The following is a 22,355-nucleotide window of genomic DNA, read 5'->3' on the forward strand; positions in this document are numbered from 1 at the left end:
ATGGCACTGCCTACCCCGCCGGCGCCCCACATCCGTGGCGACAACAGCGTCTCGCGCATCATGCGCCGCGTCCTGTACGCCCTGATCCCCGGCGTCGTCGCCATGGCAGCCGTGTTCGGCTGGGGCGTTCTCATCAACATCCTGATCGCCGTGGCGGTCGCCGTGGCCTGCGAAACCGCAATGCTGCGCCTGCGCGGCAAGCCCGTGGCGCTATTCCTGAACGACTGGAGCGCCGTGGTCATGGCCGTGCTGCTGGCGCTCTGCCTGCCGCCGCTGCTACCGGCCTGGATGACCGCCACCGGCGTGGCGTTCGGCCTGATCTTCGGCAAGCACCTCTACGGCGGACTCGGCTACAACCCCTTTAACCCGGCCATGGTGGGTTACGCCATGCTGATCATCGCCTTCCCCCAGGCCATGGTGCAGTGGCTGCCGCCCACCGGACTCGCCGAGTCCGCGCTCGGCCCCCTGCAGACCCTCCAGGCCATCATCTTCGGCCAGCTGCCGCCGGGACTGGCGCCGGATGCACTGACCCACGCCACGCCCCTGGATCACGTCAAGACCCGTCTCGCCGAAGGGCTCACCATGCAGGAGCTCCGCGGTGGCCCGGCCTTCGGCGTGGTCGCCGGCAGCGGCTGGGAGTGGATCAACCTGCTGTTCCTGGCCGGTGGCGCGTGGCTGCTGCACGTGCGGGTGATTCGCTGGCAGGTCCCGGCCGGGGTGATCATCGGTCTGGCGGCGCCGGCCCTGCTGGTCTGGCTGATCAACCCGGAGCAGCAACTGTCGCCGCTGTTTCACCTGCTCAGCGGCGGCGCGATGCTCGGCGCCTTCTTCATCGCCACGGACCCGGTCTCCGGTGCCACCACACCCTGGGGCCGGCTGTGCTTCGGGCTCGGTGTCGGCCTGCTGGCCTGGATCATTCGCACCTGGGGAGGCTACCCGGACGGGATCGCCTTCGGGGTGCTGCTGATGAACATGGCCGTCCCGCTCATTGACCGCTTCACGCGGCCACGCATCTACGGCCACGGGGGGCCCTGACATGACGCCCCGCCGCCTGCTCCGGGACATGCTCACCGCCGCTGGGTTGCTGGCGGTTGTGGCCACCGTCGGCGTCGGCCTCGTCGCCCTGACCCAGCAGTACACCGCCGACCGGATCGACGCGCGGCGTGCCGAGCAGACGCTGCAGCAGCTCCAGGCCGTGCTCCCCGACGAGCACCATACCAACAACCCTGCCGAGGACGTGCGGATGGTGCGTGACCCGCGACTGGGCACGGAGCAGTCCGTGCCGGTGTATCGCGCACGCCGCAACGGTGAAGCGGCGGCGCTGGTGCTGACGGTGGTCGCGCCGGACGGCTACAGCGGCCCCATCCAACTGCTGGTGGCGGTGGACACGGGCGGCGAGGTGCTCGGTGTCCGTGTGGTCGACCACGAAGAGACGCCGGGGCTCGGTGACGCCATCGAGGCCCGGCGCAGCGACTGGATCCAGGGTTTTCGCGGTCGCAGCCTCGGTGACCCGCCGCGCGACCAGTGGACCGTGCGACGTGACGGCGGCGCGTTCGACCAGTTCACCGGTGCTACCATAACGCCCCGCGCGGTCACACGCGCCGTGGCGCGCGCCCTGGACTACCACCGGGAGCACGGCGACGCCCTGTTTCAGGATGCGAGCGAGGACCACTGACATGGCCGCAACGGATTTCGCCGAGCTGGCGCGCAACGGCCTGTGGCATAACAACCCGGGTCTGGTGCAGCTGCTCGGCCTGTGCCCGCTGCTGGCAGTGAGCAACACCACGGTCAACGCCCTGGCCCTGGGGCTCGCCACCACGCTGGTGCTCACCGGCTCCAACGTCACGGTATCGATGATCCGCAACGCCGCACGGCCGGAGATCCGCATCCCGGTATTCGTGCTGATCATCGCCTCGTTCGTCACGGTGGTGGAGCTGGTGATGAACGCCTTCTTCCACCAGCTGTATCTGATACTGGGCATTTTCATTCCGCTGATCGTCACCAACTGCGCCATTCTTGGCCGCGCCGAGGCGTTTGCCTCGCGCACGACCCCCGCACCGGCCGCCTTCGACGGGCTCATGATGGGTCTCGGTTTCACGGGCGTACTGGTGGCGCTGGGCGGCCTGCGGGAGCTGCTGGGGCATGGCGGCCTGCTGCGCGACGCCCACCTGCTGTTCGGCGACGCCGGCCGGCACCTGACCCTGCAGCTCGTCCCCGTTGATCAGGGATTTCTGCTGGCACTGCTCCCCCCGGGTGCCTTCATCGGCCTGGGGCTGCTGCTGGCCCTGAAGAACGTGATCGACAGCCGTGCCCGCCGCCCGGTACCAACCACACAGACGGAACCATTGACCACGCCATGAACAAGGACAAGCGACGCGAAATCTTCCAGCGCCTGCGCGACCACAACCCGGCGCCCACCACGGAGCTCGAGTACACCACCGCGTTCGAGCTGCTGGTCGCCGTGGTGCTCTCCGCCCAGGCCACCGACCGCGGGGTGAACAAGGCGACGGCCCGACTCTTTCCGGTGGCGAACACCCCGGAGGCGATCCTGGCGCTGGGCGAGGACGGGCTCAAGGAGCACATCAAGACCATCGGCCTGTTCAACAGCAAGGCGTCCAACATCATGAAGCTCTGCCGCATGCTGGTGGACCGGCACGGCGGCGAGGTCCCGCGCACGCGCGGCGAGCTCGAGGCCCTCCCCGGCGTCGGCCGCAAGACCGCCAACGTCATCCTCAACACCGCCTTCGGGCAGCCCACCATGGCCGTGGACACGCACATCTACCGGGTCGCCAACCGCACCGGCCTGGCCCCCGGGAAGACCGTGCGCGAAGTGGAGGACCGACTGGTTCGCTGGACGCCGAAGGAATTTCTACACGATGCCCACCACTGGCTGATCCTGCACGGGCGCTACGTGTGCGTCGCGCGCAAGCCGCGCTGCGGCGCCTGCGTGATCCACGACCTGTGCGAGTACCGCGACAAGACCGAGGAGTAAGAGACCACACCATGTTCTCCAGCAATCGCAACGAACTCCGCCAGCAGTACCTGGACGCCTGGCGCAAATACCGCGACGGTGAGCCGGTCACGCCGCTCGAGTCCATGATCGGCGAAGTGGTGGCGGAGCATCCGGAGTACCACACCCTGCTCGAGGACCCCGACCGGGCCATCGACGCCGACTGGCAGCCCGAGGACGGTAGCACCAACCCGTTCCTGCACATGGGCCTGCACCTGGCCCTGCGCGAGCAGGTGGCCACGGACCGCCCGGCGGGTATCCGGGCCGTGCACGAGCAACTCACACGCCGGACCGGCAGCCACCTGGAAGCGGAACACCGCATGATGGATCCGTTGGCCGAAGCCATGTGGGAAGCACAGCGCAGTGGCGGCATGCCGGACGAACGGGCCTACCTGAAGGCCCTGCGGAAAGTGGCGTCACGACGGGGATAAGGGCTGGAACGCGGCGATGCCCCATTGTCGAACCCCTTGTCCGGCAAGCAAAATCCTTTACCTCGTCGACCCGACACCGTTACCATGGCCGGCTCAATTCATTCGTAGAGGTTTTCCCTAATGCAGATTGCTAAGGACAAGGTCGTTGCCATCGACTACACGCTGAAGGACGACGACGGCAGCGTCCTGGATACGTCCGAGGGCAAGGAGCCGCTTGCCTACCTGCACGGTTCCGGGAACATCATTCCCGGCCTGGAGAAGGCCCTGGAAGGCAAGGCAGAGGGCGAAGAGGTCAGCGTGAACATTCCGCCGGAAGAGGCCTACGGTGAACGCCGGGAAGACCTCACCCAGGTCGTGCCGCGCAACATGTTCCAGGGCGTGGACGAGCTCCAGGTAGGCATGCAGTTCCAGGCACAGTCCGAAGGTGGCGAGCAGATCGTGACCATCGCTGCCATCGAGGGCGACGATGTCACCGTGGATGCCAACCACCCCATGGCGGGCGTGCCGCTGAACTTCGACGTCAAGGTCGTCGAAGTCCGCGACGCCACCGAAGAAGAGAAAGAGCACGGCCACGCGCACTGAGTGCGGCCCCGGGCACCGGGGCGTGCGCCTCCTTGAAGCGCACGCCCCGGCCTGACATTACCGACCTTCAAGCGTATCCAACGCGCCGGACTTACTCCTGACGGCCGTCAGGCAAGTCCTTTCTTCCCGGCGATGACTCCACGTCTTGCTGCGCCGGATAGCTGACTCCGTGCTCACGCAGATACTGGCGAATCAGCTGGCGAACAACCTGAGATGGCGTCAGATCCTGACTGGCGCACAAGGTCTCGAACGCCCTTTTCTTGTCGGGATCAACCAGGACAGTCAAACGGGCTGTTTTCTTCTCCATAACCTGCTTACCACGCTCTAGAATTATCATTGCATGTTAATTCAATGATAATTGCTAGACAACCAACCCCTGCCGTCCCCCGAATCGCAAGACAGGCCGACGCCACCGCTGGCGACAGCTCCGTAGCATAGAACGCTCATGACATGTTAATGTCATTGTCATCTTATACGTATTCCGTGATATTGACATTCTGATGGATCGACACCGCCCTCGTCCCTTGACCTGGTGGAACAACCACCTGAACAAGAAACTGTTCGCACTGCTGATGCTTGGGAGTCTGGCCTTCGGCACCCCAACCAATGCTGAGCCGGACAACAAGGCACTGGATGAGGTGATGATCGTCGTAACCAGCCGAGTCGATCACGTACAGGGGGAAGCGATGCTTACGGCGATCGGGTTGGCGCGGAAGCAGCATGACGTCCACATCCTGTTGTGTGGCCAGGCAGCAGCCTTGGGTCTGAGGATTTATCTACCTCCGGCACTTGCCCCACGCCACGTCTCCGCCCGGGAACTCATGCAACAGGCGATGAGCTACGGGGCGACTGCCTCCGTATGTCACTTGTTTCTCCCGAACTCCGGTTACAAGCGATACACGACGAACGACTTGCTGCCGGACGTCGATGTGAGCGACTTCGAGACAACTGTCAACAAGGCCGTCATAGCCGGTGACCGCGTTGTTCGGTACTAGCGATGGAGGGTTCTGATGTCCCAGCAGATCATAGAATTGAACGGGCGTTACGCGGTTGTTAAGTATACGCGCTCCCGCCCGGGATCAAGCGCAGAACTTCGCTTCCTGGTCATCGACCGCAGTACGCGCAGCGTGGTTGGGCCACCATTGGGTCACCCGGACGAAAACCTCGCACGCGCGTTTGCCAGACGACTCAGCGGCACTGAAGAAGGACCGGTCGACGAATGAGAATCCCCCGGGTCGGCACCGGGCTCACCGCGTCCTGGCGGGCGGGTTATCGTCTTACCGATTTACGGCATGATGTTCTGGCAGGCCTCACCGTCGGGATTGTGGCCATCCCTCTGGCAATGGCACTGGCCATCGCCACGGGAGTTCCACCTCAGCACGGACTCTACACTGCTATCGTTGCCGGAGCGGTCATCGCGCTGACTGGGGGGTCCAGGTTCAACGTCTCCGGCCCGACCGCGGCTTTTGTGGTCATCCTTTTCCCGGTCGTGCAGGAGTACGGTCTTGGTGGCTTGCTTCTTGCGACCATCATGGCTGGTCTGATCCTTGTGAGCTTGGGAGCAGCACGCCTGGGAGTTCTTATCCAGTACGTGCCCTATCCGGTCGTGCTCGGGTTCACCGCGGGAATCGCCGTTGTCATCACAGTGTTGCAGATCCCCGACTTCCTCGGACTAGCCACCGAAGAGCTGGGAGAACACTTCGTCGACAACCTTTGGCGGATAACCGTCGCACTTCCGGGCATCAGCGTTGCGGAACTGGCGGTCGGCACGGTGACCCTTGCCACCCTGATCCTTTGGCCGCGCTTCCGTCTCGCCATACCCGCACCCCTTGTCGGTCTGTTCGTCGGCGCTCTGGCCGCGGCGCTCATCAATCACTGGCCATCTGATGTATTGCCGGACGTTGCAACAATCGCATCCCGTTTTACCTGGGAAGCCCACGGCAGCAGTGGAAGCGGCATTCCTCCAGTCGCGCCGGAACTTGCCGCCCCATGGAGGTTTCCCGGCCCTGATGGCGCGCCGCTTGACATTGACTTCTCACTGATCCGGGCACTGCTGGGGCCGGCATTCGCAATCGCGGTGCTGGCGGCCATTGAGTCCCTTCTTTGCGCAGTCGTGGCCGACGGACTGACACGCACACGCCACGATCCCAATGCGGAGCTCATCGGTCAGGGACTGGGCAACATGGTCGTCCCCTTCTTTGGCGGAATCACCGCCACTGCCGCCATCGCCCGCACCGCAACCAATATCCGCAGCGGCGCACGGTCTCCCGTGGCAGCAGTCGTTCACTCTCTCGTGGTCCTCCTTGGCGTGGTCGGGCTTGCCGGGGTGCTGGGTCTGGTGCCCATGGCCGCTCTCGCGGCACTGCTGTTCGTTGTCGCCTGGAATATGAGCGAAGCCCGCCATTTCGCCCATACCCTGCGTTCGGCACCACCAGGTGATGTGGCAATCCTCGTTATTTGCTTCGGTCTCACGGTCCTGTTCGACATGGTTCTGGCTGTCGCCGTGGGCGTCGGCCTGGCCGCTGCATTATTCATCCGCCGGATGGCACTGCTCACTGAATCGGAACGCATGGATCCGCAGGACAACGCGGTCATCAGGGACTTGCCCCGTCATGTCGCCGTCTACGACGTCAATGGTCCGCTGTTTTTTGGCGCAGCGGAAAAGGCTGTGGCGTCTCTGCGGCTGGTTGATCCGGAGGTCCGTACGATAATCGTCGACATGCATGACGTCCCCAGCATGGACGGCACGGCGATTGTCGCCTTGCAGTCACTGATCGACGAAATGCACGGTCAAGGGGTGTCGCTGATACTGGTTGGCCTGCCGGCACGCATCATCGTCAAGCTGAGACGCGCCGGGATCCGGAAGACGCCGGGCAGCCTCACCTACTGCCGAACGCTGGGACGCGCATCGATGACTGCGCTGCGCTGGGATGGTCAATACTCCAGGACCTCCGGATCCCGGTTGGCGTGACCCGGCATCCGGTGCAGGCCTTATGGAACACTTCCGCGCCGTTTACCGGATGTAGCGCTGCTGAACCCGTCGAAACACCTCTGTGTCCGCGCGATGCAGCCATTCAAACGCGACCATCTCACGTGTCACAACACGTATGCCCTCCCCTCGCATGCGCTCCGTGGCCATGATTGCGTCGGATTCGCGGCGGCTCGAAACGGCGTCGGCCACGACATAAACCTCATAGCCCTCGCGGACAAGCCCCAGGGCACTCTGCAGTACGCATACATGCGCCTCCGTGCCCGCGATAACGACTTGACGGCGCCCGAGACCGGCAAGCTGACGACGAATGGCGTCGGAGTCCATACAGGAGAAATGGGTCTTTTCCATTATTTCATCGTCAAGAAGCAGTGTCCGAATGGCCGGTATCGTGGGACCGATACCCTGGGGATACTGCTCGGTGACACGGACTGGCACGTCCACTTCCCGCGCAACTTTAATCAACCAACCTGCGTTTTCCGTCACGCGATCGGCTTCATGAATGGCCGGAGCGAGACGTTCCTGCACATCGATTACGAGTAGGCAGGAAGTATCGACATTCATCCGCATGCGTTCTCCTCGCAAACTCGCCCGATCCAACGGGATCAAGCGCTTATTCTTCGGGGTTCATTCGATAAATCTGAGGCACCTCGTCCGGACTGCGAACCGTCACACCCAGGTCGTTGATAAGACCATCCTGCAACTGATACACCCATCCATGGACGGCAAGGGACTGCCCACGGGCCCAGGCGTTCTGAACAATCGTTGTCGAACACACATGCTGTACCTGGGCGGACACATTGAGTTCGCAAAGGCGGTCGACCTGTTCTTCCTCGGAGGGCAATGCCTCCAGCTCCAGCCGGTGATAGTCGTAAATATCCTTGATGTGACGCAACCAGCTGTCGATCATGCCGAACTGTGCATGCCCCAATGCAGCCCGAACCCCACCACAGTTGTAGTGGCCGCAGACGATGATATGTCTGACTTTGAGGACTTTCACGGCAAACTGCAACACTGCCATGCAGTTCATATCGGTATGGGTCACAACATTGGCAATGTTGCGATGCACAAAAAGCTCGCCCGGCTTCAACCCCACGATCTGGTTGGCAGGCGCGCGACTATCGGAACACCCGATCCATAAGTAATCAGGGCTCTGCTGCGTTGCCAGTCTTCGAAAGAACTCCGGATCTTCCGATTGCATCCGCTCCGACCAGAGCCGGTTGTTCTCCATCAGCCTCTCGAGAGAGCCTGGCTTACAATGCTGATCACACATAAGTTGTACGAGCTCCTGTCTCACATCGTTCCGTGACTGTACGTGCACTCCCGGGACTAATCGTTACGCCGGGTTTCCTGCCCGATCCACTGGACCTGATAGAGGTCCAGCCGCCGGTCCTGATAATTGCGCACCGACCCCTGGTAGCGCATCTCCCGTAGTTTCTCCAGGTCCAAGTCGACGATCAGCGTCATCTCGGTATTGGGCGTGGCCTCGGAGACCACCGCGTCGTGCGGGAAGGCGAAATCGGACGGCGAGAACACGCCCGACTGGGAGTACTGGATATCCACGTTCTCCACGTTGGGCAGATTGCCGACACTGCCGGTAATGGCCACGTAGCACTCGTTCTCGATCGCCCGGGCCTGGGCACAGTGGCGCACGCGCTGGTAGCCGTTCTTGGTGTCGGTCCAGAACGGCACGAACAGGATGCGCATGCCCTGCTCCATCAGCACCCGGGAGAGTTCCGGGAACTGCACGTCGTAGCACACGAGAATACCGATCTTGCCCACATCGGTATCGAACACCCGCAATCCGTCGCCGCCGCGCAGGCCCCAGTAGGATCGCTCGTCCGGCGTGATGTGCAGCTTGTGCTGGGTGTCCCAGGTGCCGTCGCGCCGGCACAGGAAGGAGACGTTGTAGAGCTCCTTGTCGATGTACACCGGCATGCTGCCGCCGATGATGTTGATGTTGTAGCTCACCGCGAGGGAGAGCATGGCCTCGCGGATTTCATCGGTATACTGGGCGAGACCACGGATGGCCTCCGCCGGGTTGTCCTGGTTGAAGTTCGACAGCAGTGGCGCATTGAAGAATTCCGGCAGCATGATGAAGTCGGCGTTGTACCCCGCCAGGGCGTCGACGAAAAACTCCACCTGCTGCATGAGCTCTTCCACCGAGTGCATGGAGCGCATCTGCCACTGCACGGCACCGATGCGGATCACGCTCTTGTCGCCGCCAAGCAGCGACTTCTGATCCTCTTCCTCGTAGAAGATGTTGTTCCACTGCACCAGCGTCGCAAACGCCTTGGAGTCCCGATCCTCGGGCAGGTAGTTGGTGATCACGCGCCGCACGTGGAAGTCGTTGGCGAGCTGGAAACTGAGAATGGGGTCGTAGACCTCCTGGCGCTTGACCAGCTCGATGTAGTCTTCCGGCTTCATGTCACCGGCGTACTCGGTGTAGCCGGGAATCCGGCCACCGGCGACGATGGACCGGCAGTTCAGCTTGCGGCACAGCTCCTTGCGCGCGTCGTACAGCCGACGGCCCAGTCGCATGCCCGAGTAGCGGGGGCTGACGAAGACATCCACGCCGTAGAGGACGTCACCGTTGGGGTCATGGGTGGTGAAATAGCCGTTGCCGGTGATCTGGTCGTAGGTGTGACGGTCACCGAAGCGGCGGTAGTCCACCATGAGCGTCAGCGCCGCCGCCACCACCTTGCCGTTGTCCTCGATGCAGATCTGACCTTCCGGAAACCGGTTCAGCTGGGCATGGAACTGCTTTCGCGTCCAGGGACCCATGGAGGGATAGACCTCCTCCATGATCTCGGCGATGTCATCGTAATCGTCAACGACGAGGTTACGCAGACTGAGCCGGTGCTCCTCGGTATCTTCCTGCTGTTCACGGGTGTCGCGGGTCTCGGTCATGGCGGCGGGGCATCTCCGGCTTCTGTGGGGCGGTCCAGACCTCCGCACCGCCCTCGGGGCGGTGCGGATCGTGCAGTCATCATACGCAATTCACGCTGTCCTGCAGACCTCCGGGGACGCCGGCCACACCGGCGACCACGCAGGCGCAGAAGTATTCAGACGTGTTGCAGGGCCTGTTCGTAGTCCGGCTCCTGGCCGATCTCGGGGACCTGTTCGGAGTAGACCACATCGCCCTGGGCGTTGACGACGACCACCGCACGGGACAGGAGGCCGGCCAGCGGGCCATTGGCCATGGCAACGCCGTAGTCGCTCCCGAACTCCGGCTGACGGAACGTGGACGCCGGAATGACGTCTTCCAGCCCTTCCGCCCCACAGAAGCGCGACTGGGCGAAGGGCAGGTCCGCGGACACACACAGCACGACGGTGTTGTCCCGCTTGGCGGCGTCTTCATTGAACCGCCGCACGGAGTTGGCGCAAACCGGGGTATCAATGCTGGGGAAAATGTTGAGAACGATGTTCTTCCCCTTGAGATCCTGCAGTGACAGCTCGGACATGTCCGTCCGCGTGAGCTTGAAATCAGGCGCCCGGGTTCCTGCCGCCGGAAGCTCGCCGACAGTGTTGACCGGTGTGCCGCGCAACGAGATTTCCGCCATCTGTACTCTCCTGGGTGGTTAACGTATGGGGGATTATCCACGTACCGGTGCCGCGGCCCGAGGGCTGCGGCACCGGTACGTGGTTCAGGGGATCATCCGTTGCCGGATGCTTACTTGAAATGAGACCAGGCCTTGCGGAATCCCTCGTCGAGATCCTTCCAGGCCTTCTCGGCATTCTTGCGAAAGTCGTCCCAGGCCTCTTCACCGGCCTGTTCCAGCTCCTTCATCCGCTCGCGCGCTTCTTCGCGGCGCTGCCGGAGCTCCTCGATCTCGGACTCGTAGCGCAGGCGCGCGTCAGCCTGGGCCTCGTTGGCCTTGGCTTCCAGTTTGGCCAGCTCGGCGTTCCACTGATCAAGCTGTGCCTTGAACTTCTCAACATACTCATCCCGCCGCGCCATGATCACCTCCTGTTGTCGCCACCATTCTCGAACTCCCGCCTAGAGTAGCAGGTCCGGGGCGGCCAGACTCAAGCGCGACCGTGAACCAGCAGGTGGCGATCGGAGACGGTCTCGACCCGGAGATGGGGCAGACCGGCGCAGGCGAGCTGCTCGCGAACCTCCCCGGGCGTAAACGCCGCCAGCAGGGAGTTGAAGAAATCGCGCCGGAGCACCTCCGGCTCATCGGACGCATAGGTCGCGACGATCTCCGCTGCCCGCTCCCGCGTATCGGGGCGGTACAGGTCCATGACCAGCACGCCGGCACCGGGCCGGGCAGTCTCCTTCACCAGCCGCCAGAGCGTCGAAGGCTCGTGCAGGTGATGCAGCAGGCTGTTGCTGACCACGGCGTCGTACGCCGCTCCCCGGACCGAGTCGCCAGCCACGTCATCGTGTATGAACCGCACGCGATCGCCGATGGCCGGCTCCCGGGCGAGCGCGTCCCGGGCCAGGGCAAGCATGGCCTCCGCTCCGTCGAGCCCGTCCACGCGAAGCCCCGGGAACCGACGCGCCAGACGCAACGGAATATCACCGGGGCCGCAGCCCACATCCAGCACACGCCCCCCGGTCACGCCGATCAGTTCGGCATAGCGTTCAACAAAGGCGGAATTGGGCGCTTCGAAATCCGCCCGTGCGTAGGCAAGAGCCTGCTCGGCCTCGTCCATCAGCTCCGGTTCGGGGATTCGCTCCATGATCAGCCGTCACTCGTGTCTTTCAGCCCGATCACCACGTCCATGACGTTGGTCCCCGTGGGGCCGGTGCGCAGGAGATCACCGCTCGCCTCAAGGAACCGGCCACTGTCGGCGGCCTCCAGACAGCCGTCCGGATCGAGCCCTGCCTGGCGGCCGCGGAAACAGGTCTGATGATCCACGAGCGCCCCGGCCGCATCGCCGGGGCCATCCGTGCCGTCCGTGCCGGCGGCGAGCAGCCACACGCCCCGGTGGCCTTCCATGCAGGTTGCCGCAGTCAGCGCCAGTGCCTGGGCACGCCCGCCCTGGCCGGGATTGTCGGGCAGAGCCACCGTGGGTTCCCCGCCCCAGACATGAACACCGGCGGCGCCATGGATCAGCTGCTCGGCGATCATCTCCCCGGCCCGCAGCGCATCACCGGCAAGCTGCTCGCGGTGGACCTGCACGGCAAGGCCCATCCGGCGCCCCCGCTCCTCGACGGCATCCAGGGCGTCCGCGTTGGTGGCCACCAGCGAGCGGGTGAGGCCCGCCAGCGCGGCATCATCCGGGGCAGGCGGCTGCGGTACCGCCGCCATCGCGTCGCGGACCCAGGCGGGGAGGCCATCCGGGAGTGCGCCGGCGGTGGCGGACGGCACGAACAGGCCGGAGCCAATGACCGCCGGGTCATCACCGGGCACGTCGGAGACCAGGAACAACCGCGTCCGGCGCCCACCCAGGTGCCGTGCAAGCCGCCCCCCCTTGATGCGGGAGATCGCCCGGCGCACGGCGTTGATGCCGTCGATGGCCAGGTGCTGACCGAGGAGCCACTGGTTGAGCTCGGCCAGGTGACCCGCCGTCAGCCCTTCGGGCAGCAGCTCGGCCAGGCTGGAGGCACCGCCGGAGACCAGAACCACCAGCTCGGCGTCCCCCGGGAGCGCATCCAGGTAGGACACGACGGCCGCCCCGGCAGCCAGGCTGCTGCCATCGGGGATGGGGTGGGCGGTCTCCATGCAGCGAAAGCGGGGGTCTTCGGCGACGGCGCGCCCCAGGTGATCGGTCTTGGTCACCACGAGACCGCTGACAATGCGGTCATCCAGCGCGTCCAGGGCGCCCTGGGTCATTGCCGACGCGGCTTTGCCGATGGCCAGCACATGAACGGCGCCGGTGGGCGGGTCCTGCTCGAGCGCGTGCCGAACGGCGGGGCGTCCGCCCACCCGCTCCAGGGCCGCGCGAAACAACTGCTGCAACGTCTCCCGGTGATCCATGTGTCCCCCTTGCCAGTTGGTCTCCGGCGATCCGGGCCACGGGACCGGGATGCCGTTCAGATCGCGTCCAGCGCGCGCTCCAGGTCGGCCTGGATATCGGCCACGTCCTCCAGCCCCACGGACACCCGCAGCAGGCCCTCGGTGATCCCGGAGGCGTCACGCTCCTCCTGGGAGATCCGGCCGTGGGTGGTGCTTGCCGGATGGGTGATCGTGCTCTTGGCGTCGCCCAGGTTGGCGGTAATGGAGATCATCTCCGTGCCGTCGACCACCCGCCAGGCCGCTTCACGCTCACCGGCCACTTCAAACGACAGGATACCGCCGTAGCCCAGTTGTTGCCGACTGGCCAGCGCGTGCTGCGGATGGGCAGCCAGCCCGGGGTAGTTGACGCGGGTAACGCGCGGGTGGTGCTGGAGCCAGTCGGCCAGGGCCTGGGCATTCTCGGAGTGGGCCCGCATGCGCAGACGCAGCGTCTCCAGCCCCTTGGTGAACACCCAGGCGTTGAACGGGCTCATGGTTGGCCCCGCCGTGCGCAGCATGCCGAAGATGTCCTCGCCCACACGCCTGGCGTCACCCACCACCGCCCCCCCGACGCAACGGCCCTGACCGTCCAGATACTTGGTCGCGGAGTGAATGACCAGGTCGGCGCCCAGCTCAAGTGGACGCTGCAGCGCCGGTGTACAGAAGCAGTTGTCCACCACCATCACGCAGTCGTGGGCATGGGCCAGTTCCGCGATCCAGGCGATATCGGCCACTTCGGTCAAGGGATTTGACGGGGTCTCCAGAAACAAAAGGCGCGTCTCGGGCCGAATGGCCTGCTGCCAGCCGTCGTAGTCGGTAGGCGAGACAAAGGTCGTCTCGACGCCGAACTTGGGGAGTATCTTCGTGAGCAGCGAGGTGGTCGTGCCGAAGACACCCCGGGAGCAGACGATATGGTCCCCGGCGCGCAGCAGCGCCATGCACATGGCGTTGATGGCGGCCATGCCCGACGACGTGGCGACACACGCCTCGCCTCCCTCCAGGCTCGCCAGCCGGTGCTCGAACGTACGCACGGTCGGGTTGGTGAAACGGGAGTAGATGTTACCGGGCTCATCGCCGCCGAAACGGGCGGCGGCCTGGGCAGCGCTGTCGAAGGTGAAGCTCGATGACAGAAACAGCGGCTCGGACTGCTCCTGCTCGCCGGTACGGACCTGTCCGCCCCGGACCGCCTGCGTATCGAATCCCCTGCGCTCGTGATCGTGGGTCATGCAACCATCCTCGTCATGCCAGTCGGGAGACGCAGCATCGAGCCGATGAACGGCGCCCGGTCGACCATGACCGGCGCATCGCCTTCAGCCATTCAACCGAAACGGACGCGAAGCAGGCGGGACCCGGGCGACGCCCGGAGCAAGAAAGCTGGACTCCCTCGCTTTAGCGGCATTTGTTCAAGGCCCCCGGCATATGGCTGATGCCTACCAGTGCACCTTCGGCGCCCGCAAGCTGAATCGGTCAAATCAGCGCCTCGACAGCACTCTATGGAACGCCCCGGTTGTTGTCAAACCTGCCCCTGAGGAACGCCCGGCACCGGTTCAATCCGGCGCGCTGTGGAGGTCGATCAGGGCATGGTCGGTCTCGCGGGTGCTCTTGGCCTGGTCGTTACGCTGCTCCTCGAGCTCTTCCAGGTAGGCGTCGGTGACGTCGCCCGTGACGTATTCACCGTTGAAGCAGGAGGCATCGAACCGGCTCAGTCGCGGGTTGCCCTGCTGCACGGCGGTGACAAGGTCGTCCAGGTCCTGGTAGACCAGCCGGTCGGCGCCGATCAGCCGCGCAACCTCGTCCTCGCTGCGGCCGTGCGCGATCAGCTCCTGCGCCGACGGCATGTCGATACCATAGACGTTGGGGTAGCGGACCGGTGGCGCAGCCGATGCAAAGTAGACCTTGCGCGCCCCTTCATCCCGCGCCATCTCGATGATCTGTCCGCAGGTGGTGCCACGGACGATGGAGTCATCCACCAGCAGCACGTTCTTGCCCTTGAACTCCAGGCCGATCGGGTTGAGCTTCTGGCGCACGGACTTCTGCCGCTGCTGCTGCCCGGGCATGATGAACGTGCGGCCAATGTAGCGGTTCTTGATGAACCCTTCCCGATACTTCACACCCAGGTGCTGGGCCATTTCCAGTGCCGACGTGCGGCTGGTGTCCGGCACCGGGATGACCACGTCGATGTCGTGGTCCGGCCAGTCACGCTGGATCTTGGCGGCCAGGGTCTGCCCCATGCGCAGACGGGCCTTGTACACCGCCACGTCGTCGATGATGGAATCCGGCCGCGCCAGGTAGACATACTCGAAAAGGCACGGTGCATTGGTGGGATCATTGGCGCACTGGCGCGTGTGCAGCTCGCCATCCAGGGTGACGAACACCGCCTCGCCGGGGTCCAGTTCCCGGATGAGCCGGAAACCCAGGGTATCCATGGCGACGCTCTCGGACGCAACCAGGTACTCGGTGCCGTGCGCCGTCTCCCGTTCGCCAAAGCACACCGGGCGAATGCCGTGGGGGTCGCGGAACGCCAGCATGCCGTAGTCGTTGATCATCGCCACCGCCGCGTAGCCGCCGCGACACCGCCGGTGCACGCCCGCCACCGCGTCGAAGATATCGTCCACGCCGACCTTCAGCTTGCCGGGGCGCGCCAGCTCGTGGGCAAAGACATTGAGCAGGATCTCGGAGTCGGAGTCGGTGTTGATGTGGCGGAGGTCTTCCCGGAAGAGTTCGCCCTTGAGTTCCTCGGCGTTGGTGAGATTGCCGTTGTGCGCCAGGCTGACGCCGTAGGGGGAGTTCACGTAGAAGGGCTGGGCTTCCGCGCTGCTGGAGCAGCCGGCGGTAGGGTAGCGCACGTGACCGATGCCGATATGCCCGCGCAGCTGGAGCATGTGCTCGGTGCGGAACACGTCACGCACCAGCCCGTTGCGCTTGCGCAGATAGAGCCGTCCGTCGGCCCAGGTCATGATCCCGGCGGCATCCTGTCCGCGATGCTGAAGCACGGTCAGGCCGTCGTAGATGGCCTGGTTGACGGGCCCGTGGGCCACCATTCCGATAATGCCGCACATGCGCGATGGAACCTCTCTGCTCGATGTTGCCGCCGGCGCTCAGTCGTCTCCGGCCCCGGCGTTGTTACAGAACTCCTGCCAGTACTCGGGGGCAGGTGTTCCCTCGTTCTGCGGATCCTCGGTCAGCGGCGCATAGAAGGTGAGCCCGTCAAGCCACTCACGCACGCCGATGTCGCAGACCCAGGGCTGAAAGTGGTGCACCACCAGTGAATCCTGCCACCAGGGCTCCCGGGGCAGCGCCGTCAGGCCCGCTGCCAGCACCAGCACCCCGACCACCACGACACCGCGCAGCAATCCGAAGATGACACCGATATAACGGTCGGTCCCGGTCAGCCCGGTGCGCCCGACGAACTGCCCCGCCACGTAGTTGATGATGGCACCGAGAATCAGCGTGACCACGAACAGCGCCACGAAGGCCACACCCAGCTGGAGCGTCGGGGATGCGATGTAGTCTGCGAGGTGCACCGCCAGCCGCTCCGCATAGCGGATACTGACCCAGAACGCGGCCACCCAGACCACAAGCGATATGACCTCGCGCACGAAGCCCCTGACCAGACTGATCAGCGCAGACAGGACGATGACGGCGAGGATGGCGTAGTCGAGCCAGTTCATGGGCGGAAGTCAGCGCCGGGGCAGCACGAGGAGCGCAATAGTAGCAAAGGGCGCCCTGACGAGAAAGCCGCGGCGGGGCTCATGGGTGCGACACGACCAGGCCGTCCATGTCGGCATCCGCCTGCAGCTCCTCGAGCAGCGCCTCGGCCTCGTCGCGCTCGACCACCGGCCCGACGCGCAACCGGTAGATCGTATCTTCGCCATCCCGTTCGAGGCGATCCACGTAGGCGGAGAAGTCCATTTCCCGCAGCCGGTCACGCAGCCCCAGCGCATTGCTCTCGCTGGTGAAGCTGCCGACCTGAACAGCCCAGGACGCCAGCTCGTCATTCTCGTCGGAGGCGTCCGCCGTGTCCTCGGCGGGCGCTTCCGGTGGGTCCTCGTCGGCGACCTCCTCCTCCGGCACGGCTTCCGGCTCCGGCGGCGGTGCGTCACCCGGCTCATCGTCGTCCGCCGCGTCAGCGTGCTCGGACTGGGGCAGCGGCACGGCCTCCAGCTGGGATGCCGCCTCGCCGGGCTCCTGCGGCTCGTCCGGCGCGGGCGCTTCGTCACCGTCGGCCACAGGCTCGTCCGCGTCGGCCGGCCCCTGTTCGACTTCGGGCCGCGGCGGTATGTCCATGGCCATGTCCGTGGTGCCGCGATCCACCGGCCCCTGCAGCAGCATGGGCAGAAAGATCACGGCAAGCGCGACCACAACGACGGCGCCGATCAACCGCTGTTTATGCTGTTGCTCCAATGCACATCCCCCGCTTGCTCGTCACCGACTGCCTGCTCCCTGCACCAGGGCGTGCCCGCGTCATCCGTCTGCCATTCCGGTGACGCGCATCATTTCCTCGACGGTCCGGAAAGAACCGAAGACCAGCACGCGGTCCCCGGGCTGAACAGCCCCATCCAGCCACTGCCGCAACGTCTCCGGCTCGCCGGTGGCGACCACCGTGTCACCGCGCTCGCGCAGCGCCGCCGCAACGTCCGCGGCCGGCCGCATGTCCTCGTCCGGCAGCGCCAGGGGACACCAGGCATCCACCCGGCCCGACAGCGCGTCCAGCACCGGCGCCAGCTCCTTGCGCGCCATGATACCGAACACGGCGAAGCAGCGTCCCGATACCGGCCGACGCGCCAGTTCCGCCGCAAGCACGGCCACCGCCTCACCGTTATGGGCCACGTCAAACAGCCACTCTACCGATCCGGGACGGACGTGCAAACGCCCCGGCAGCTGTACCTGTCGCAGGCCGTCGTGCAGGGCGTCGTCGTGCAGCGGCAACCGGTCGCCGATGGCATTCAGTGCCGCCAGAACGCCGGCGGCATTCCGGTATTGCATGGCCCCCGGCAGCGCGGGTTGCGGCAGGCCTTCGACAACGGTGTCACCGTGCCGCCATGACCAGCTGCCGTCGGCTGCCACGCCCCAGGTGTAATCCACCTCCGCCACCCGCAGGGGCGCGTCCAGATCGGTGGCGATCCCGCGGATGGCGTCGGGCATGGCGTCACCGGCGAACACCGCGGGGGTCCCCTGACGCAGGATACCGGCCTTCTCCCGGCCGATGTGCTCGCGGTCGGTTCCCAGCCACTCGGCGTGGTCCAGGCCGATACTGGTAATCAGCGCCACATCCGGGTCGACGCAGTTCACGGCATCGAGCCGCCCCCCCAGACCAACCTCCAGCAACGCCACATCGACGCCCGACTCGCGACACAGCCAGAGCGCCGCCAGGGTACCGAACTCGAAGTAACTCAGGGTGATCTCGCCACGCGCCTGATCGATGGCGTCGAACGCCGCCATGATGCCCGCGTCAGTGGCATTGTCGCCATTGATGCGGATGCGCTCGTTGTAGCGCAACAGGTGGGGGGAGGTGTAGGCGCCAGTGGCGTAGCCGCCGGCCCGCAGCATCGCCTCCAGCAGCGCCACCGACGACCCCTTGCCGTTGGTGCCGGCGACCGTGATGACCGGCATGGCGGACGGCCGCAGCGCGAGCCGGTCCGCCACCTCACCGACCCGCTCCAGACCGGGGTCAATGGCCCGGGGATGAAGGCCGGCCTGCCAGTGGAGCCACTGGTCCAGGGTGTCGAAACGCATTACCGGTCAGCCAGCCGCCTCTTCCGGCGACGGCTCCGTCGCCGGATCATCCACCGGCGACGCCTGGTGGGTCAGCATGGCCAGCAGACGCGCCAGCGTACCGCGCATCTCGCGGCGGTCGACGATCATGTCGATGGCGCCGTGATCGAGCAGGAACTCGGCGCGCTGAAACCCTTCCGGGAGGGTCTCGCGCACGGTCTGCTCGATTACCCGCGGCCCGGCGAAGCCGATCAGTGCACCGGGTTCGGCGATGTTGATGTCGCCGAGCATGGCCAGGCTGGCGGAGACGCCGCCCATGGTCGGGTCGGTGAGCACCGAGATGAACGGCACGCCCTCCTCGCGCATGCGGCCCAGGGCGGCGCTGGTCTTGGCCATCTGCATGAGCGAGAACAGCGCTTCCTGCATGCGTGCGCCGCCACTGGCAGTGAAACAGACCAGGGGAATCCGCTCCTCGAGCGCGATATTGGCGGCACGCACGAACCGCTCGCCCACCACCGAGCCCATGGAGCCACCCATGAACTCGAACTCGAAGGCGCAGGCGACCACGGGGCGCCCCTTGAGCCTGCCCTGGTAGACCACCAGGGCATCGTCTTCGCCTGTGCTCTTCTGCGCCTGGGCGAGACGGTCCTTGTACTTCTTGCCGTCCTTGAAGCGCAGCATGTCCACCGGTTTCACGTCGGCGCCGATCTCGGTGAGACCGTCACTGTCCAGCATCGACTCCAGGCGTACCCGGGCGCTGACCCGCATGTGGTGCCCGCACTTGGGGCAGACCTCGTGGTTGCGCTCGACCTCCGGCCGGTACAGCACGGCATTGCATCCCGGGCACTTGGTCCAGAGCCCCTCGGGCACGCTGCGGCTGCGGGCCTTTTCCGTGGCATCCGTGCGGATGCGGGAAGGCATGAGTTTCTGAAACCAGCTCATGTTGTCGCGTTCCTGTGTTCAAAGACGTTAAGCGTTGTGCGGCCGGCGGGCAGCGGCCGGTCAGGCGCTGGTGGCGGCCGCGGCATCCATGGCGTGCCGCATGTCGGCAACCAGCTCGGTCACGGCCTCATGCGCCTTGTCCAGGTCATCCTGATTCGCCTCGATCCGCCGGACCAGGGCGCTGCCAACCACGACCGCGTCGGCGACGGACGCCATGCGGGCAGCCGTGGGCGCATCACTGATGCCGAACCCGACCCCCACCGGCAGCCCGGTCATGGAGCGGAGACTGTCGACACGCTGCCCCACCGAGTCGATGTCGAGGCTGGCGGCTCCGGTAACGCCCTTGATCGAGACGTAGTACACGAATCCGCCCGCCCGCTTGCAGATGGTCTGCATGCGTTCCTCCGTGGAGGTGGGCGCAACCAGAAACACCGGATCGAGGCCGGTATCGGCCAGCAGGCCATCGAGATCGCCCATCTCCTCCAGCGGCATGTCTACGGTTAACACGCCGTCAACGCCGGATTCCAGTGCCGCCTTCGCAAATTCCGCATACCCCATGACCTCGATGGGATTCATGTACCCCATCAACACCACCGGGGTCTCCGTATCGTCCTCACGGAAACGCCGCACCATGGCGAGCACGTCCCGCAGGCCGACGTTGTGACGCAGGGCGCGCTCGCACGCCTGCTGGATCACCGGGCCGTCACCGATCGGGTCGGAGAAGGGCACGCCCACCTCCACCACGTCCGCTCCGGCGGCCACCAGGCCGTGCATGAGCCGGACGGTGAGATCGGGGTGGGGATCGCCGGCGGTAATGTACGGGATCAGGGCGGTTCGCTGCTGCTCGCGCAGCGCCTGGAAACGAGTGGCTAGACGGCTCACAGTTCAATCCCCTCCCGATCGGCGACGGTCTGAATGTCCTTGTCTCCCCGGCCGGAGAGATTGACCACGATGCTCTTCCCGGGGCCCAGTTCCCGCGCGAGTTTCTCCGCATAGGCCAGCGCATGCGCAGTCTCCAGGGCCGGGATGATGCCCTCGGTCCGGGTGACCTCATGGAATGCCGCCAGGGCTTCATCGTCGGTCACCGATGTGTACACGGCGCGGTTGATGTCCTTGAGCCAGGCGTGCTCCGGCCCCACCCCGGGGTAGTCCAGCCCGGCAGACACGGAGTGGGTGCCGATGATCTGGCCGTTGTCGTTCTCCATGAGATAGGTGCGGTTGCCGTGCAGCACGCCGGGGCGGCCGGCGCACAACGGTGCGGCATGCTGACCGGTCGCGACACCATAGCCACCGGCCTCCACCCCGTGCAGGGCGACCTCCTGGTCCTCCAGGAACGGGCGGAACAGCCCGATGGCGTTGGAGCCGCCCCCCACACAGGCCACCAGGGCATCGGGCAGCCGCCCTTCACGCTCAAGCATCTGCTCGCGGGTCTCCTGGCCGATGATGGCCTGGAAGTCGCGCACCATCATGGGATAGGGGTGTGGTCCGGCAACAGTGCCAATGATGTAGAACGTGTCGTCCACGTTGGCAACCCAGTCACGCATGGCCTCGTTGAGGGCGTCCTTGAGCGTGCGTGAGCCGGAGGTGACGGGCACCACCTCGGCACCGAGCAGACGCATGCGATAGACGTTGGGCGACTGCCGCTGGATATCGTCCGCCCCCATGTAGACCACACACTCGAGCCCGAGCCGCGCCGCCACGGTGGCGCTGGCGACACCGTGCTGCCCCGCGCCCGTCTCGGCGATGACCCGGGTCTTGCCCATGCGCTTGGCCAGCAAGGCCTGGCCGATGGTGTTGTTGATCTTGTGCGCGCCGGTATGGTTGAGATCCTCGCGCTTGAGATAGATGCGCGCGCCACCGACCTTCTCGCTCCACCGCTCGGCGAGATACAGGGGCGACGGCCGCCCGACGAAGTCCTTGCAGTCGCCCTCGAACTCGGCGCGGAAGTCCGGGTCATCCCGGTAGCGCGCATAGGCGTCCTGCAGCTCGCGCAGGGCCGCCATGAGCGTCTCCGGGACGAACTGCCCGCCGTAACGGCCAAAATGGCCGGTTTCGTCAGGAAACCGGGAGAAATCAATCGATTGCTGCATTGACTCGGACGTCTTGGACACCTTGGACCTCGCTGATAAAGCTTGCCATCCGCCGCGCATCCTTGATGCCCGGCGCGGATTCAACGCCACTGCTCACATCCACCGCCCACGGCCGCGCCTGGCGCACGGCCGCAGCCACGTTCTCCGGATGCAGCCCACCGGCAAGCACGATCGGGCGATCCGGCGACGAGGGTACGCTGCTCCAGTCAAAGACCCTGCCACTGCCACCCTGTTCCCCGGCGCCATGCCCGTCCAGCACGAAACCGGCGGCATTGGGGTGGCTTGCCATGAGGGTGCCGGGATCGGCGCCGCCCGCCATGGGCACGACCTTGATGTAGGGCCGGGAGAACGATTCACAAAACGCCGCGTCCTCATCACCGTGAAACTGCAGCAGGTCAACGGCGACGCCGTCGAGCACGTGACGGACACGCTGCCCGGACGCATTCATGAACAACGCGGTGACGGTCACGAAGGGTGGCAGAGCGGACCGGATCGCGCGGGCAGCCCCGACATCGATGCCCCGCGGGCTGGCATCGTGGAAAACCAGACCAATGGCGTCGGCACCAAGGTGCGCTGCGCTGCGGGCATCCTCCGCCCGGGTCAGACCGCAGATTTTCACACGCGTGCGCACGCGCTCCACCCCATGTC

General features: G+C 65.4%; 26 protein-coding genes. 9 read left to right on the forward strand and 17 right to left on the reverse strand.

The genetic code is table 11. The features are described from left to right. From BMZ02_RS05350 to BMZ02_RS05375, 6 genes are all read left to right on the forward strand, one after another. Positions 1 to 1,035 carry an RnfABCDGE type electron transport complex subunit D gene (locus BMZ02_RS05350; RefSeq protein WP_091640633.1) on the forward strand — a complete coding sequence of 345 codons (1,035 nt, stop codon included), beginning with the start codon at positions 1 to 3 and terminating at the stop codon, positions 1,033 to 1,035. 1 nt (position 1,036) lies between these two features. After that, positions 1,037 to 1,675, forward strand: a complete 639-nt coding sequence (gene rsxG / locus BMZ02_RS05355) for an electron transport complex subunit RsxG (protein WP_245753951.1) — start codon at positions 1,037 to 1,039, stop codon at positions 1,673 to 1,675. A gap of 1 nt (position 1,676) precedes the next feature. Then, positions 1,677 to 2,360, forward strand: a complete 684-nt coding sequence (locus tag BMZ02_RS05360; protein WP_091640635.1) for an electron transport complex subunit E — start codon at positions 1,677 to 1,679, stop codon at positions 2,358 to 2,360. After that, the gene (nth, locus tag BMZ02_RS05365; protein ID WP_091640637.1) at positions 2,357 to 2,992 is read left to right on the forward strand and encodes an endonuclease III; all 636 of its coding nucleotides are present in this window, start codon (positions 2,357 to 2,359) and stop codon (positions 2,990 to 2,992) included. The genes BMZ02_RS05360 and nth overlap by 4 nt, the downstream gene beginning before the upstream one ends. Before the next feature lie 11 nt (positions 2,993 to 3,003). Further along, on the forward strand, positions 3,004 to 3,441 hold the full coding sequence (locus tag BMZ02_RS05370) for a DUF1841 family protein (protein ID WP_091640639.1): 438 nt from the start codon (positions 3,004 to 3,006) through the stop codon (positions 3,439 to 3,441). 120 nt (positions 3,442 to 3,561) lie between these two features. Then, positions 3,562 to 4,023, forward strand: a complete 462-nt coding sequence (locus BMZ02_RS05375; protein WP_091640641.1) for an FKBP-type peptidyl-prolyl cis-trans isomerase — start codon at positions 3,562 to 3,564, stop codon at positions 4,021 to 4,023. Positions 4,024 to 4,114: 91 nt separating this feature from the next. Here BMZ02_RS05375 and BMZ02_RS05380 read toward each other — a convergent pair whose 3' ends face one another. Continuing rightward, complete coding sequence (locus tag BMZ02_RS05380) at positions 4,115 to 4,330, reverse strand: CopG family transcriptional regulator (RefSeq protein ID WP_091641819.1); 216 nt, start codon at positions 4,328 to 4,330, stop codon at positions 4,115 to 4,117. Between the two features lie 193 nt (positions 4,331 to 4,523). On the opposite strand from BMZ02_RS05380, the gene BMZ02_RS05385 reads away from it, so the two are divergent. From BMZ02_RS05385 to dauA, 3 genes are read left to right on the forward strand one after another with little or no spacing between them, the layout of a single operon-like run. Further along, positions 4,524 to 5,018: a DsrE family protein gene (locus tag BMZ02_RS05385; RefSeq protein WP_139209150.1), complete on the forward strand. Its 495-nt coding sequence runs from the start codon at positions 4,524 to 4,526 to the stop codon at positions 5,016 to 5,018. Between the two features lie 15 nt (positions 5,019 to 5,033). Next, positions 5,034 to 5,246, forward strand: a complete 213-nt coding sequence (locus BMZ02_RS18740; protein WP_139209151.1) for a hypothetical protein — start codon at positions 5,034 to 5,036, stop codon at positions 5,244 to 5,246. After that, positions 5,243 to 6,994, forward strand: a complete 1,752-nt coding sequence (gene dauA / locus BMZ02_RS05390) for a C4-dicarboxylic acid transporter DauA (RefSeq protein WP_091640645.1) — start codon at positions 5,243 to 5,245, stop codon at positions 6,992 to 6,994. Before BMZ02_RS18740 ends, dauA begins: the two co-directional genes overlap by 4 nt. Positions 6,995 to 7,036: 42 nt before the next feature. Here the strand turns inward: dauA and BMZ02_RS05395 are convergent, their stop codons facing one another. The 16 genes from BMZ02_RS05395 to BMZ02_RS05470 all read right to left on the reverse strand — a co-directional run bounded on the left by BMZ02_RS05395 (position 7,037) and on the right by BMZ02_RS05470 (position 22,338). After that, positions 7,037 to 7,582 (reverse strand): hydrolase, encoded by a 546-nt coding sequence (locus BMZ02_RS05395; protein ID WP_091640647.1) that lies wholly within the window; start codon positions 7,580 to 7,582, stop codon positions 7,037 to 7,039. A gap of 43 nt (positions 7,583 to 7,625) precedes the next feature. Then, complete coding sequence (can, locus tag BMZ02_RS05400; protein WP_171909824.1) at positions 7,626 to 8,243, reverse strand: carbonate dehydratase; 618 nt, start codon at positions 8,241 to 8,243, stop codon at positions 7,626 to 7,628. A gap of 98 nt (positions 8,244 to 8,341) precedes the next feature. Then, entirely contained in the window at positions 8,342 to 9,922 is a 1,581-nt protein-coding gene (locus BMZ02_RS05405) for a bifunctional GNAT family N-acetyltransferase/carbon-nitrogen hydrolase family protein (protein WP_091640650.1), read from the reverse strand. A 155-nt stretch (positions 9,923 to 10,077) separates the two neighbouring features. Next, the gene (gene tpx, locus BMZ02_RS05410; RefSeq protein WP_091640652.1) at positions 10,078 to 10,575 is read right to left on the reverse strand and encodes a thiol peroxidase; all 498 of its coding nucleotides are present in this window, start codon (positions 10,573 to 10,575) and stop codon (positions 10,078 to 10,080) included. A 110-nt stretch (positions 10,576 to 10,685) separates the two neighbouring features. After that, complete coding sequence (locus BMZ02_RS05415; RefSeq protein WP_091640653.1) at positions 10,686 to 10,973, reverse strand: sll1863 family stress response protein; 288 nt, start codon at positions 10,971 to 10,973, stop codon at positions 10,686 to 10,688. Positions 10,974 to 11,041: 68 nt separating this feature from the next. Then, positions 11,042 to 11,701 carry a class I SAM-dependent methyltransferase gene (locus BMZ02_RS05420; protein ID WP_091640655.1) on the reverse strand — a complete coding sequence of 220 codons (660 nt, stop codon included), beginning with the start codon at positions 11,699 to 11,701 and terminating at the stop codon, positions 11,042 to 11,044. A 2-nt stretch (positions 11,702 to 11,703) separates the two neighbouring features. Next, positions 11,704 to 12,942, reverse strand: a complete 1,239-nt coding sequence (locus BMZ02_RS05425) for a glycerate kinase type-2 family protein (RefSeq protein WP_091640656.1) — start codon at positions 12,940 to 12,942, stop codon at positions 11,704 to 11,706. A 56-nt stretch (positions 12,943 to 12,998) separates the two neighbouring features. Beyond that, positions 12,999 to 14,186, reverse strand: coding sequence for an O-succinylhomoserine sulfhydrylase (locus tag BMZ02_RS05430; RefSeq protein ID WP_091640658.1), 1,188 nt, complete (start codon positions 14,184 to 14,186; stop codon positions 12,999 to 13,001). Positions 14,187 to 14,507: 321 nt separating this feature from the next. Then, complete coding sequence (purF, locus tag BMZ02_RS05435; RefSeq protein WP_091640659.1) at positions 14,508 to 16,019, reverse strand: amidophosphoribosyltransferase; 1,512 nt, start codon at positions 16,017 to 16,019, stop codon at positions 14,508 to 14,510. A gap of 39 nt (positions 16,020 to 16,058) precedes the next feature. Next, complete coding sequence (locus tag BMZ02_RS05440; protein ID WP_091640661.1) at positions 16,059 to 16,631, reverse strand: CvpA family protein; 573 nt, start codon at positions 16,629 to 16,631, stop codon at positions 16,059 to 16,061. 79 nt (positions 16,632 to 16,710) lie between these two features. Continuing rightward, positions 16,711 to 17,364 (reverse strand): SPOR domain-containing protein, encoded by a 654-nt coding sequence (locus BMZ02_RS05445; RefSeq protein ID WP_139209152.1) that lies wholly within the window; start codon positions 17,362 to 17,364, stop codon positions 16,711 to 16,713. A 60-nt stretch (positions 17,365 to 17,424) separates the two neighbouring features. Next, complete coding sequence (folC, locus tag BMZ02_RS05450; RefSeq protein ID WP_091640664.1) at positions 17,425 to 18,696, reverse strand: bifunctional tetrahydrofolate synthase/dihydrofolate synthase; 1,272 nt, start codon at positions 18,694 to 18,696, stop codon at positions 17,425 to 17,427. A gap of 6 nt (positions 18,697 to 18,702) precedes the next feature. Beyond that, a complete protein-coding gene (accD, locus tag BMZ02_RS05455; protein ID WP_091640666.1) occupies positions 18,703 to 19,617 on the reverse strand; it encodes an acetyl-CoA carboxylase, carboxyltransferase subunit beta in 915 nt (304 codons plus the stop codon). 60 nt (positions 19,618 to 19,677) lie between these two features. Further along, positions 19,678 to 20,499, reverse strand: coding sequence for a tryptophan synthase subunit alpha (gene trpA / locus BMZ02_RS05460; protein ID WP_091640668.1), 822 nt, complete (start codon positions 20,497 to 20,499; stop codon positions 19,678 to 19,680). Continuing rightward, on the reverse strand, positions 20,496 to 21,707 hold the full coding sequence (gene trpB, locus BMZ02_RS05465) for a tryptophan synthase subunit beta (RefSeq protein ID WP_091640669.1): 1,212 nt from the start codon (positions 21,705 to 21,707) through the stop codon (positions 20,496 to 20,498). Before trpB ends, trpA begins: the two co-directional genes overlap by 4 nt. Beyond that, positions 21,691 to 22,338 (reverse strand): phosphoribosylanthranilate isomerase, encoded by a 648-nt coding sequence (locus tag BMZ02_RS05470; RefSeq protein WP_171909825.1) that lies wholly within the window; start codon positions 22,336 to 22,338, stop codon positions 21,691 to 21,693. Before BMZ02_RS05470 ends, trpB begins: the two co-directional genes overlap by 17 nt. Positions 22,339 to 22,355: the final 17 nt, after the last annotated feature.

The organism is Aquisalimonas asiatica (genome assembly GCF_900110585.1).
In the GTDB taxonomy this organism is placed as follows: domain Bacteria; phylum Pseudomonadota; class Gammaproteobacteria; order Nitrococcales; family Aquisalimonadaceae; genus Aquisalimonas; species Aquisalimonas asiatica.